11 protein-coding genes and 1 pseudogene are annotated in these 12,736 nt (G+C 61.0%); 4 read left to right on the forward strand and 8 right to left on the reverse strand.

The genetic code is table 11. From position 1 onward, the window contains the following. Positions 1 to 109: 109 nt before the first annotated feature. The 5 genes from DevBK_RS10800 to DevBK_RS10820 form a co-directional block, all read right to left on the reverse strand. Positions 110 to 1,165 carry an Mrp/NBP35 family ATP-binding protein gene (locus tag DevBK_RS10800; RefSeq protein ID WP_317185430.1) on the reverse strand — a complete coding sequence of 352 codons (1,056 nt, stop codon included), beginning with the start codon at positions 1,163 to 1,165 and terminating at the stop codon, positions 110 to 112. A gap of 102 nt (positions 1,166 to 1,267) precedes the next feature. Further along, the gene (fsa, locus tag DevBK_RS10805; RefSeq protein WP_061907734.1) at positions 1,268 to 1,921 is read right to left on the reverse strand and encodes a fructose-6-phosphate aldolase; all 654 of its coding nucleotides are present in this window, start codon (positions 1,919 to 1,921) and stop codon (positions 1,268 to 1,270) included. Between the two features lie 78 nt (positions 1,922 to 1,999). Then, positions 2,000 to 3,184: an aromatic amino acid transaminase gene (locus DevBK_RS10810; RefSeq protein ID WP_061907733.1), complete on the reverse strand. Its 1,185-nt coding sequence runs from the start codon at positions 3,182 to 3,184 to the stop codon at positions 2,000 to 2,002. 67 nt (positions 3,185 to 3,251) lie between these two features. After that, positions 3,252 to 4,181: an electron transfer flavoprotein subunit alpha/FixB family protein gene (locus tag DevBK_RS10815; RefSeq protein WP_317185431.1), complete on the reverse strand. Its 930-nt coding sequence runs from the start codon at positions 4,179 to 4,181 to the stop codon at positions 3,252 to 3,254. Further along, complete coding sequence (locus tag DevBK_RS10820) at positions 4,181 to 4,939, reverse strand: electron transfer flavoprotein subunit beta/FixA family protein (protein WP_317185432.1); 759 nt, start codon at positions 4,937 to 4,939, stop codon at positions 4,181 to 4,183. The genes DevBK_RS10815 and DevBK_RS10820 overlap by 1 nt, the downstream gene beginning before the upstream one ends. 336 nt (positions 4,940 to 5,275) lie before the next feature. Here DevBK_RS10820 and DevBK_RS10825 point away from each other — a divergent pair, with 336 nt between their 5' ends. Next, entirely contained in the window at positions 5,276 to 6,445 is a 1,170-nt protein-coding gene (locus DevBK_RS10825) for a M20 aminoacylase family protein (RefSeq protein WP_317185433.1), read from the forward strand. A gap of 163 nt (positions 6,446 to 6,608) precedes the next feature. Here the strand turns inward: DevBK_RS10825 and DevBK_RS10830 are convergent, their stop codons facing one another. Next, positions 6,609 to 7,544 carry an AEC family transporter gene (locus DevBK_RS10830; RefSeq protein ID WP_317185434.1) on the reverse strand — a complete coding sequence of 312 codons (936 nt, stop codon included), beginning with the start codon at positions 7,542 to 7,544 and terminating at the stop codon, positions 6,609 to 6,611. 164 nt (positions 7,545 to 7,708) lie between these two features. On the opposite strand from DevBK_RS10830, the gene glpD reads away from it, so the two are divergent. The 3 genes and pseudogenes from glpD to DevBK_RS10845 form a co-directional block, all read left to right on the forward strand. Continuing rightward, positions 7,709 to 9,202, forward strand: coding sequence for a glycerol-3-phosphate dehydrogenase (glpD, locus tag DevBK_RS10835; protein ID WP_317185435.1), 1,494 nt, complete (start codon positions 7,709 to 7,711; stop codon positions 9,200 to 9,202). Positions 9,203 to 9,385: 183 nt separating this feature from the next. After that, positions 9,386 to 10,873 carry a glycerol kinase GlpK gene (gene glpK, locus DevBK_RS10840; RefSeq protein WP_317185436.1) on the forward strand — a complete coding sequence of 496 codons (1,488 nt, stop codon included), beginning with the start codon at positions 9,386 to 9,388 and terminating at the stop codon, positions 10,871 to 10,873. 19 nt (positions 10,874 to 10,892) lie between these two features. Further along, positions 10,893 to 11,207: pseudogene (locus DevBK_RS10845) on the forward strand (alkylphosphonate utilization protein); the annotation flags it as partial. Positions 11,208 to 11,210: 3 nt separating this feature from the next. On the opposite strand, the gene DevBK_RS10850 reads toward DevBK_RS10845, so the two are convergent. Continuing rightward, on the reverse strand, positions 11,211 to 12,029 hold the full coding sequence (locus tag DevBK_RS10850) for a DUF1499 domain-containing protein (RefSeq protein ID WP_317185437.1): 819 nt from the start codon (positions 12,027 to 12,029) through the stop codon (positions 11,211 to 11,213). A 77-nt stretch (positions 12,030 to 12,106) separates the two neighbouring features. Next, positions 12,107 to 12,736: a pyridoxamine 5'-phosphate oxidase gene (gene pdxH, locus DevBK_RS10855; protein ID WP_317185438.1), complete on the reverse strand. Its 630-nt coding sequence runs from the start codon at positions 12,734 to 12,736 to the stop codon at positions 12,107 to 12,109.

The raw sequence follows: 12,736 nt of genomic DNA on the forward strand, positions 1-12,736 counted from the left end.
CCCCTCCGCTCAGGCCTGCTGCCTGTTCCAAAGTTCGGATATCCGGTTCGGAAATGCCATGCAATCGATTTCATAAATCGATTGCATGGAACTCGGGGCGTCAGATTGCTTACGCTTTAGCGATCAGCGTTCGCGCAATCTGGCGGTAAACCCCTGCCTCTGTGCCCCCCGGTTCGGCAACCAAGGGTGGCACGCCGGCGTCGGAGTTTTCGCGGATCGACATGACGAGGGGCACGGCGCCGAGGAACGGGATTTCGAGGTTCGCTGCGGCGCGTTCGGCGCCGCCCGAGCCGAAGATATTGTAGCGATTGCCGGTGTCGGGGGCGATGAAATAGCTCATGTTTTCAATGAGCCCCAGGATCGGCACGGACATGCGACGCAGCATGTCTATGGCTTTCTGGGCGTCGATCAGGGCGAGGTCCTGCGGGGTCGAGACGATGACGACGCCATCGACGATCGTCTGCTGGAAAAGGCCGATATGGATGTCGCCAGTGCCCGGCGGCAGGTCGATGACGAGGACGTCTAGATCGCCCCAGTCTGTTTCGCGAAGCAACTGCCGAAGGCCGGACGTGGCCATGGGGCCCCGCCAAACGACGGCTTGGCCCGGCACGAGCATTGAGCCGATCGACATGACTTTGAGGCCAAAGGCTTCGTGGGGTTGAAAAATGCCGTCGTCGCGCAGAGCCGTGCGGCCTTCGATCCCCAGCAGTTTGGGGACCGAAGGACCGTAGAGATCGGCGTCGAGCATGCCGACTTTGAGGCCTTCGGCGGCAAGCGAGAGAGCCAAATTGACCGAGGTGGTGGATTTGCCGACGCCGCCCTTGCCCGAGCCGACCGCGATGATGCGGCGCACGCCATCAACCCGCGTCTTGCCTTGCGGCTGTGGCGAACCATGCGAGAATTTGGGTGTGTTCTGTTTTTCCGAGGTGATGGAGACCATCACCTTGCGCTCGCCGGACAGGGTCTTTGCGGCGGCCAGCGCGGCTTCGCGGACCGGTCCGAACGCGGCTTCCATGCCGGGCTTTACGGCAACAGCAAAGGCCACGGCGCTGGGGGTAACGATGATTTCGGAGAGGCCGGAATAGCTTGCGAGATCACCGCCGCCGGGGATGTCCACATTGGCAAGGGCAGCCTTGATCTGGGCGGCGAGTTCGGTATCGGCCATCTTGGTCCCCAAAAGAAAAGACCCCACCCAAGCGGTGCGCGGGCGAGGTCTTGAAGCGCGACCGCAGAAAATTTCCGCAGTCAATCAATGGATTAGTCGCCTCTAGAGGATCGACTGGCCGGTACCGGCCCAATCCTTGACGAAGCCTTCGATGCCGGCATTGGTCAGCGGGTGGTTGACGAGCTTCTTGATCACGTCAGGCGGGATGGTCGCGACATCGGCGCCAACCAGGGCAACCTGGGTCACATGGTTGGGCGTGCGGATCGAGGCGGCAAGAATCTGCGTCTCGAACTGATAGTTGTCGTAGATGGTGCGGATGTCTTCGATCAGTTGGACGCCATCGAGGTTGATGTCGTCGAGACGGCCGAGGAAGGGCGAGATATAGGTGGCGCCGGCCTTGGCTGCGAGCAGGGCCTGATTGGCCGAGAAGCAGAGCGTGACGTTGGTCTTGATGCCCTTGTCCTTGAAATACTTGGTGGCTTTCAAGCCGTTAAGGGTCAGCGGCAACTTGACCACAACGTTGGAGGCGATCTTGGCGAGGTGCTCGCCTTCGGCGATCATGCCGTCGAATTCAAGGCTGGCGACTTCGGCGGAGACCGGATCAGGCGTGATGCCGCAGATTTCCTTGATCACTTCCTTGAAGTCGCGGCCGGACTTGGCGATCAGCGACGGGTTGGTAGTCACACCATTGATGAGCCCGGCTTCGTTGAGTTCCTTGATGGCGGCGGTATCTGCAGTGTCGACGAAGAACTTCATCGTTCCCTCCTAAAAGCGTTCAATTCCGGCGGCTTAGCCAGATGCTAGTCCATGGCGGCTGGGCGCCGCAAGCCGTGCTCAGCGCAGCGCGCCAAGAAAAGCATCGGCGAGATCGCCGACGCGATCTTCCGGGATGCCGGCAACATTGATGCGACTGTCTCCAGTCATATAGACGCCATTTCCGGCCTTAAGATGTTCGACCGCATCATTGGTCAAGCCAAGCAGCGAAAACATGCCGCGATGTTCGGCGACGAAGTCGAAATCGGTCGAGTTTGAGCGTTCGCGGATCGCGTCAGACAGCTTTTTCCGCAATGAAATCATACGGTTACGCATAATCGCCAATTCCGCTTCCCATTCGGCGCGCAGGGATGCGTCTTCGAGAATGGTGCGGATGATCTCCGCGCCATGATCGGGCGGCTGCGAATAGGCACCGCGGATGATGTTAAGAAGCTGCGAATTGGTGACCTCAGCTTCCTCGGCATTGCGGGCAACGAGGATAGCGGCCCCGACACGCTCGCGATAAAGCCCGAAATTCTTCGAACCCGAGAATGCTACCAGAGCTTCGGGGACCGTGGACAAGATTTTGCGCGTGCCATAGGCATCGGCTTCGATGCCATCGCCAAAGCCGAGATAGGCGAGATCGACGAACGGCAGAGCGCCGGTGCGCTTGAGGCTGTCGGCGACCTGATCCCACTGCGCATCTGTGAGGTTCGCGCCGGTCGGGTTGTGGCAGCAGCCATGGAGCAGCACGACATCGCCAGCGCTCAATTTATCAAGCGCTGCAAGCATTTCGTCGAATTTTACGCCGCGGGTTGCCGCGTCGAAATAGGGATAGGTTGCGACCTTGAGACCCGAATTGATGGCGATCGGGTTGTGGTTGGCCCAGGTCGGATCGGACACATAAACCGTCGCGCCGGGGCGGGCGCGATTGATCAGCTGCATCAGGACCCAGAGCGAGCCGGTGCCGCCCGGCGCCTGGGCGATGCGAACGCGGGAGCGATCGACGCTGTCGCCAAGGACGAGGTCGAGCACCGCAGTGCCAAAGCCCTTATTGCCGGCAATACCGAGGTAAGTCTTTGTTTTTTCGTTCGAAAGGATCTTCTCTTCGGCTTTGCGCACGGAGGTCATGACCGGGGTCACGCCTTTTTCGTCCTTATAGACACCGACGCCGAGGTCGATCTTGGTGGGACGGGAGTCGGCCGCATATTCGCCCATCAGCGCAAGAATCTTGTCGCCTGGGGCCTTGGAGAGGGTTTCGAACATTTTTGGAAGTCCGGTGGGAAAGCGCCGCCTTTATAGGCGGAATGGGGATTTTTGCAATCTTTTGCGACTAGCGCTTTAGGCCGAGACGCTCGAGTTCGGTGACCAATTGCGGAACGATTTCAAAGAGATCACCGATCAGCTCAACATCGGCGATTTTCACCAATGGGGCTTCGGGGTCCGAATTGATGGCGAAGATTTTCTTGGCGCCCTGGATGCCGGCGAGGTGCTGCAGCGCGCCGGAAATGCCGATGGCTATGTAGAGATCGGGGGCGATGATCTTGCCGGTCTGGCCGATCTGCCAATCGTTGGGGGCGTAACCGGCATCGACCGCTGCGCGGGTCGCGCCGACTGCGGCGCCGAGGGTTTTGCCAAGCTTTTCAATGAGTTGGAAGCCCTCGGCGGAGCCAACCGAGACGCCGCCGCCGATGACGATTTGGGCGGTCGCGAGGTCGGGCGTATCGCTATCGGTGCGATGCGCGGCGAGGAATTTTGCCGCGGAAGTCACTGAAATATCTAACGATTCCACTGGCGCATTGTTGCCAGAGGCGGCCGGGCGGAACGCTGAGGCGCGGAAGGTGAGGAGATGGGTTGCCTGCGGATCCTCGACGGTTTCGAGCGCATTTCCGGCGTAGATCGGGCGGGTGAAACGGTTGGGGCCGAGGATTTCGACGACGTCGGTGACTGGCTGGATATCGAGCTTGGCGGCTAGGCGCGGGATGACATCCTTGCCCACAGAGGACGCACTTGCGACAACATTCCGGTAACGTTGAGTAAGGTCTTCGAGCGAATTGGTGATGGTTTCGGCAATCGGGGTGGCGGTGACGGTGATCACCTTCTGGACGCCGGCGATTTTTGCAGCTTCCGCAGCAATGGAAGCGGGATTTTCGGCGACGACGAGAATGTCCACCACGCCCAACGCGCTCGAAGCGGCAACGAGGCGGGCGGTGGCGGGCGAGAGGACGCCGTTGTCATGATCGGCAAGCAGGAGAACCGACATCAGAGCGCCTCCATCTCGTTGACTTCCGAGGCGACGGCCGCGGCGAAGTCGGAAACCGAGCCGACGGTCTTGCCGGGAACGCGTTCGGCGGGCGGGGATATCTTTTCTGTTCTCAGGCGCGGGTCGAGATCGACGCCGAATTCGGCGGCGGGTCGCACGGCGAGAGGTTTTGAGCGCGCCTTCATCACCATGGGCAATGCGGCATTGCGCGGGGTGTTGAGGCGGAGGTCGGCGGTTACGACGGCCGGCAGCGGCACGGAAATTGTCTCGCGGCCATAGTCGACTTCGCGGGTGACTTCCAGTTCGGCGCCCTTGACGACGATTTCGGAGGCGAAGGTCGCTTGCGGGCGGTTGGTCAGGGCCGCGAGCATCTGGCCGACGTGGTTGCTGTCATCATCGACGGCCTGCTTGCCGAGAAGGATCAGGTCGGGCTGCTCTTCGGCGACGACCTTGGCGAGGAGCTTTGCAATTGTCAGGGTTTCGAGGGCGGCATCGGTTTCGACGAGGATGCCGCGATGCGCGCCCATGGCGAGAGCGGTGAGGATGACGTCGTTGCTCTGCTTCGGGCCAATCGAGACGATGACGATTTCGCTGACATCGCCTTTTTCCGCGAGCTGCACTGCGGCTTCGACCGCGTGCTTGCAGAATGGGTTCATCGACATGCGGACGCCAGTGGTTTCGACACCGGTGCCATCGGGACGGACGCGGATGCGGACATTGTGGTCGACCACGCGCTTGACTGCGACGAGGATTTTCATGAGCGGCTCCGAAGTTGCCGGTTCAATGACAAAAAGGGGCGAATGGGGCAAGGCGCGGATGGGGAAATTCGGTTCGGTAGTGGAGGGAATGTTAGAAAGGGGTGCCTGAGGGGTTTTGCGAGGCTGGGCCCCCTCACCCGTCTCGGGCTTTGCCCGATCCACCCTCTCCCCAAGTGGGAGAGGAATAGAAAGAGGCGCCTCTTATTCTTCTCCCACTCGGGGAGAAGGTGGCGCTAAGCGCCGGATGAGGGGGCGTTCGTTTCGTACTGGAACAGTGGTTGACGCCAATCCTTGGGGCAGAGACACTGTCGCATCGTTTATTGTTCTGGACGTCTTATGCCTATCCTCAACCGCATTGCCGAATTTCATGACGAGATCACCGCCTGGCGGAGGGATCTGCATGCGCATCCGGAAGTGCTGTTCGATGTGCACCGCACGGCGGGGATCGTTGCGGAAAAGCTCAAAGCGTTCGGGGTCGACGAGATCGTCACCGGGCTCGGGCGCACCGGCGTTGTCGGCATCATCAATGGCCGAACCAATTCAGGCGGTAGGACTATTGGGCTGCGCGCCGACATGGATGCGCTGACCGTCACCGAGCAGACCGGCGCTGCCTATGCCTCGACCATTCCGGGCAAGATGCATGCCTGCGGACATGATGGGCACACCGCGATGCTCTTGGGCGCCGCGAAATATCTCGCCGAAACGCGGAATTTTGACGGGCGCGTCGCTGTGATCTTCCAGCCGGCCGAAGAGGGCGGCGGTGGCGGCAAGGTGATGATCGAGGACGGGCTGATCGAAAAATTCGACATTGCCGAAGTCTATGGGATGCACAATTGGCCGGGCATGCCGGTCGGACATTTCGGCATTCGCGCCGGCGGCATCATGGCCGCGACGGATCGCTTTTACATCACCATCACCGGCCAAGGCGGGCATGCGGCGCGTCCGCAGCAGACGATCGATCCGATCATCGTTGCTGCGCAATTGGTAACGGCGCTGCAGACGATCGTCTCGCGCAATCTCGACCCGCTCGATAATGCCGTTTTGAGCGTGACGATGATCGAGGCGGGCGAAGCGGACAATGTGATTTCCCAGACCGCCAAGATCACCGGCACGGTGCGCACGCTCGATGGCGCAGTGCAGGACTTTATCGAGGCCCGGCTCAACGACATGGTGCCGCAGCTCGCGCTAGCCTTTGGCGCGACGGCCGAGATCCGCTATGCGCGCGGCTATCCGGTGACGGTCAATTCGGAGCGCGAGGCTAGTTTTGCGGCTGACGTCGCGGCGGAAATTTCGGGCGAAGAGCGCGTGGACCGCGACGTTGCGCCATCGATGGGCGGGGAGGATTTTTCCTTCATGCTCAACGAGCGGCCGGGGGCCTACATTTTCGTCGGGAATGGGGAATCATCGGAATTGCATACGGATACGTATGATTTCAATGACGAGGCGATCCCGGTGGGGACAAGCTATTGGGTGAGGCTGGCGGAGCGGGCGCTGAAGGCGGGATGATAGCGCGCGAGCACTTTAGCTCGCGTTTGTGGGCCCCCCCCCTCCCATCCTCCCCCATCTAGGGGGAGGTGGTGGATCGAGTTTTGGGGCGCGATCTTGCCAGTTTCACAGGTCGGCACCTCCCCTTGATGGGGGAGGCTGGGAGGGGGTGTTTCGACTAACCTCACAGCGCCAGAATAAACAGCCATCCCGAAATCGTCAGGGCCGAGAGCACCGTGGCAATCAGGATCGTGTTGGTGGCAACGCTGACGCCACGATCGTAATAGGTTGCGAAGACGTAGATGTTCACCCCCGCCGGCATGGCAGATAGCAAGATGCCGTAGCGGGCGATGTCCATCGGGACGTGCAAAACCCAGATCATCAGCACATAGGCGATGGCGGGGTGGACGATCAGTTTGATCAGCGAGGCGAAGAGCGCCTGCTTCCAGTTTTCCGAGAGCTTGAATTCGACCAAGGCCCCGCCAATGCCGAAAAGGGCGGCGGGGACGACGGCCTGGCTCATCATGACGAAGAAGGCTTCGGCCGGTTCGATGAGCTGGATTTCAAGCAGTGAACCGATGATCCCCGCGGCAATGCCCCAGATCAGCGGATTGGAGACGACGCGGCGCATGGCGACGAGGAGCGTCTTGCCGAGCGGCTGGCCATCGCGCTTGACCAATTCCATCGTGACCATGCCGAGCGTGAGAAGGATCGCGCCGTGGAGGCCGATGATGGAAAGGATGACGGGCAACGCGTCGGAGCCATAGGCGCGGGTGATGATGGGGAGGCCGACAAGCACTGTGTTGGTAAAGGTGCCGGAAAAGCCAACGGCGACGCTTTCGCCGGGGCGATTGTTGAAGCCGCGACGGGCGATGAGGATGCCGAGGGCAAAGCAGACGAAGGCGCCGAGGTAGAACGGCCCGATTATCGAGAGATTGAAGGCCGAGCGGAAATCGCTGGTCGAAATCGAGTGGAAGAGTAGGCAGGGTGTCGCAAAATTGTTCACGAAAGCGATCAGGCTTTTGACGCCTTCAGCCGGGTAAAGGCGACGCAAGACCGCGATATAGCCAAGGGCCATCAACGCGAAAATGGGCAGGATCACATAGATGATGTCGAGCATTCGTCCAGCCGATCCTGGCGCAGGGATTGGGCGAGCCGTACGCTCCCAAAATCCCTGGGTCAACTGCGAACTTGTATGGAAGTTTCACAGGTTAAAGCGAACCAATTTCGGTTTTAAAACGAAAGTAAAAGCATTATATACGAAACATAATGCAGGAGATGGCCATGAGTGATGCGGTGCTGGATCTGTTCGTCATCGGCGGCGGCGTCAATGGGGCGAGTGTGGCGCGCGATGCGGTCGGGCGCGGCTATACCGTTGGCCTTGCGGAAATGAACGATTTTGCCTCGGGCACCAGCTCGGCGGCGACCAAGCTCATTCATGGCGGATTGCGTTATCTCGAGCATTACGAATTCCGGCTCGTGCATGAAGCGCTGGCGGAGCGCGAAATCCTCTGGGCTGCGGCGCCGCACATCATCTGGCCGCTCCGTTTCGTGCTGCCGCACCACAAGGGATTGCGGCCTGCCTTCGTGCTGCGCACGGGCCTTGCGATGTACGACTATATGGGCGGGCGCAAGCTTTTGCCGCCGACCAAGACCCTCGACCTGACGCGGGACGCGACGGGCAAGCCACTAAAACCCGGCTATCGCCTGGGCTTTGAATATTCCGATTGCTGGGTCGACGATGCACGCTTCGTGGTGCTCAATGTGCGCGACGCGGCAGATCGTGGGGCCAAGGTCTATGCGCGCACCAAGGTGACGAGTGCGCGGCGCGAGGACGGCGCCTGGACCATTGTGCTCGATGGCGAAGACGGGATGCAGACCGTGCGCGCCAAAATGATCGTCAATGCGGCGGGCCCGTGGGTCGATAGCGTCATCAATGGCGTGATGGGCAAAAACGGCGCGCATAATGTGCGGTTGGTTCAGGGCAGCCATATCGTCGTCAAAAAACTCTATGACCACGACCGCTGCTATATTTTCCAGAATGGCGACGGGCGGATCATTTTTGCCATTCCCTATGAGAATGACTTCACCCTGATCGGCACGACGGATCGCGACTATAAGGGCGATCCGAAAGATGTGAAAATCTCGGCCGAGGAGACCGATTACCTGCTCTCGGCGGCGAGCGAATATTTCGCGCAGCCGGTAACCAGGGACCAGATCGTCTGGACCTATTCGGGCGTGCGGCCGCTGTTCGACGATGGCGCCAGCGAAGCGCAGGAAGCGACGCGCGATTATGTGCTCAAGACCGAGGGCGACAAGGCGACGGGCGCGGTGATCAACGTCTTTGGCGGCAAGCTGACGACCTCGCGGCGGCTGGCGGAATCGGTCCTTGAAAAGATCGAAGATGTCCTGGGCAAGAAGCGCCCGGCCTGGACCAAGAAAAGCACCCTGCCCGGCGGCGACTTCGGGCCGCAGAGTTTTGACGCAGAAGTGCGCCGGCTGGGGCTCGATTATCCCGACCTGCCGAAGTCGTTCTTGCGGCGGTTGATGCGGCTTTATGGAACCAAGGCGCGGATTTTGCTGGCGGACCGCAAGACCACTGGCGAACTCGGGCAGCATTTTGGGGCTGACCTTTATGCGGCGGAGGTGGATTATCTCGTCGAGCACGAATGGGCGCGGAAAGCGGAGGACGTGCTCTGGCGGCGGACGAAGCTGGGGCTGAGGGTTGGGCAAGACGACATTGCGGGGCTTGAGAACTATCTCGGGAGCCGGAACTAATCACCGGCCCTCCTTCTCCCCTTGCGGGAGAAGGTGCCCGAAGGGCGGATGAGGGGTCCGCTATTTCGCCACTAACTCCTCTGCGGAGGATAGAATACCCCTCACCCTGATTTTCTGCTGAACGCAGAAAATCTGTCCCTCTCCCACAAGGGGCGAGGGGTAGACCGTGCGGAGGAGAAATTTATGACCAAATTCATTCTAGCCATCGACCAGGGCACGACGTCGAGCCGGGCTATCGTATTCGACGGCGCGCGAAAAATTGTCGGCGTTGGCCAGAAGGAATTTACGCAGATCTTTCCGCAGGATGGCTGGGTAGAGCATGACCCGGAGGAAATCTGGGAGTCTGTGCTGTGGTCGATCAAGACGGCGCTGAGCGAGGCCAAGATCGGCGCGGATGCGATCGCGGCGATTGGCATTACCAATCAGCGCGAGACGGTGGTGATCTGGGAAAGGGAGACGGGCAAGCCTATCCATAATGCCGTGGTCTGGCAGGACCGGCGCACCTCCGCGATCTGTGCGGATTTGCGCAATGCGGGGCATGAGGCGCTGTTTACCGAGCGGACCGGCCTGCTGCTCGACCCCTATTTTTCCGGCACCAAGGTCAAATGGCTGCTCGAGCATGTCGATGGGGCGCGGGAAAAGGCGGAGGCAGGCAAGCTGGCTTTTGGCACGGTCGACACGTTCCTTATCTGGCGCCTGACAGGGGGCAAGATGCATGCGACCGACGCGACCAATGCGGCGCGGACGCTGATGTTCGATATCGGGCGCAATCAGTGGGATGATGAACTGCTCGATATCCTGGGCGTGCCGGCAGCGCTGTTGCCGGAGGTCAAGGATTGCGCCGATGATTTCGGCGTGACCGACAAGGCGCTGCTGGGCGCGGAAATCCCGATTCTCGGGGTGGCGGGCGACCAGCATGCGGCGACGATCGGGCAGGCCTGTTTCGAGCCGGGCATGGTCAAATCGACTTATGGCACGGGCTGCTTTGCGGTGCTCAATACCGGCAAAGACATGGTGCGGTCGGAAAACCGGCTGCTGACGACAATTGCCTATCGGCTCAATGGCGAGACCATTTATGCGCTTGAGGGCTCGATTTTCATTGCGGGCGCGGCAGTGCAGTGGATCCGCGATGGGCTGAAGCTGGTCAAGAACGCGAGTGAAACCGGGCCGCTGGCGCGGACAGCGGATCCCTCGCAGCACGTCTATATGGTGCCAGCCTTTGTCGGGCTTGGGGCGCCCTGGTGGGATGCCGAGGCACGGGGCGCGATTTTTGGGATTACCCGCAATACCGGGCCGGCCGAGATTGCCCGCGCGGCGCTCGAAGCGGTTTGCTACCAGACGCGGGACTTGCTTCAAGCCATGCGCAAGGATTGGACGGCGGACGAAGAAACCGTGCTGCGCGTCGATGGCGGGATGGTCGCTTCGGACTGGACCATGCAGTTTCTCGCCGATGTGCTCGATGCACCGGTCGATCGGCCGACGATTTTGGAAACGACTGCGCTGGGTGCGGCCTGGCTTGCGGGCATGAAGGCGGGCGTCTGGCCGGGCATGGATGAATTTGCGGCGAGCTGGGCGCGGGACAAGCGCTTTGAGCCGGAAATGAACGCAGCGGAGCGTGATGCCAAGGTGGCCGGCTGGGACGATGCAGTGCGGCGGGTGCTGACCGCTTGATAGGGCGGCACCGAAATGCCATAGGCCGGGCATGACCCAAGACAATGACGACTATATTTATGACGAAGCGACAGGCGAATGGCGGCCGGCTTCGGAGGTGAGTTCTGCTGCGGCGGGCCCGGCCGTGGTGCGCGATGCGTCGGGCACCGTGCTCGCCGATGGCGATGCCGTGGTGCTGATCAAGGACCTCAAGGTCAAGGGCGCCGGGCAGACGCTGAAACAGGGCACGGTGATCAAATCGATCCGGCTGACTGACAATCCCGAAGAAATCGATTGCCGCCATGACGCGATCAAGGGCCTGGTCCTCCGCACCGAATTCGTGCGGAAGCGCTAGACCTTATTCGCCCTCGACGGCGGGCGCGGGCTCGTCGTCATCGGCGGGCGTCGGCTGATTAGCGGTTGGGTTATCGCGCAGAAGCGTCGTGACTTCATTATCGAGCGCGATCATGAAATCTTCGATGCGCGAGCCATTCGAGCCGAAATCGTGCGGCGCATTGATCGAGGCCGAGCGCATATCGACGCTGGCGCCGCCGGGCGTTGAGGACACACGAAGAACCGCTTCTTCGCGCCAGCCGGGAATGGTCGTGATCCGTGCATTGATGCGGCCAGGCGCGTCGGCTGTCGGCTCGACCTTGCGGCGGATGTCCCAGCCCTGGGCGATGGCGAGTTTGTCGACGATGCCGAAGAGTTGGGTGGCATCGAGCGGATAGGTGCGCGTCGTGGCATTGGGGAAGATGCGGGCCTGATCGTCCGGGGTAAGGAGGATCGGCGGCTGCATTTTTGCCGTGTCTGGCAGGAAGAGCAGCGGCAGTTCGCCGCGCGCCACCGTCGCGATATCGGTGACCGGCGGATAGCGATAGGCGAGATAGCCATAGTAGCCGAAAGGCGCGAGGCAGATGAGCCCGAGGAAGAGGCCCGACAGCGCCTTCATCCAACCCTGATCGCCGGAAAACCACAGCCGGATCAGCGCCAAAACGGCGACGAGCACCGCCAGCGCCGAAACCGCCAGCGCCGCCATCATGACGATCAGAAAGCTCGGGGAATCGATCAGGCCCAGATGGTGCATAGCCACCGGCAGCACGACGAGCGGAATGGCAAGGCTGCCCAAGCGGCGAGCCCAGATTGCCGTTTTCGACGTTCTGATCAATATGCGCACGAAGAGGCCATTCCCTTGCTGGCGCTATGTTTACGGCAAAGGTGTTTCGCGACCCTGAACGGAACGGCTTCCCACTATCAGGGATAAAGCCGATTGCTCTGCCAGGTTCCGTCGACGGCTTCGCGGGTAAAGCGGACGCGATCGTGGAGGCGGTATTGGCCGTCCTTCCAAAATTCCATCATCAGCGGCTTGATGCGGAAGCCGGACCAATGATCGGGGCGGATGACGGGGCCATCGCCGATTTCGGCGGTCAGCGCTTCGACGCGGCTTTCGAGCGTAGCGCGGTTTTCGAGCGGACGGGATTGCAGCGAGGCGGCCGAGGCGATCTGGCTGCCGCGATGGCGGGAGGCGAAATAAGCGTCGGCTTCAGCCGGGCTGACGACTTCGACTGGGCCACGGAGGCGGATCTGGCGGCGCAGCGACTTCCAGTGAAAGACGGCGGCCGCCTTGGGATTGGCCTGCAATTGCCTTCCCTTGTCGGAACCGAAATTGGTGAAGAAGCAAAAGCCGCGCTCGTCGCGCGCATTGAGCAGCACCATGCGCACATCGGGCAGGCCATCGGTATCGGCGCTGGCAATGGCCATGGCGTGGGGATCGTTGGGTTCGCTTTCATGCGCCAAAGCAAACCATTCCTCGAAAACGGCAAAGGGATCGAGGTCCTCGCGATTGCCATCATCGAAAAGGCGTTCGGTGAGCGTCTGCAACAT

It is taken from the genome of Devosia sp. BK, from assembly GCF_032907385.1.
GTDB lineage: Bacteria > Pseudomonadota > Alphaproteobacteria > Rhizobiales > Devosiaceae > Devosia.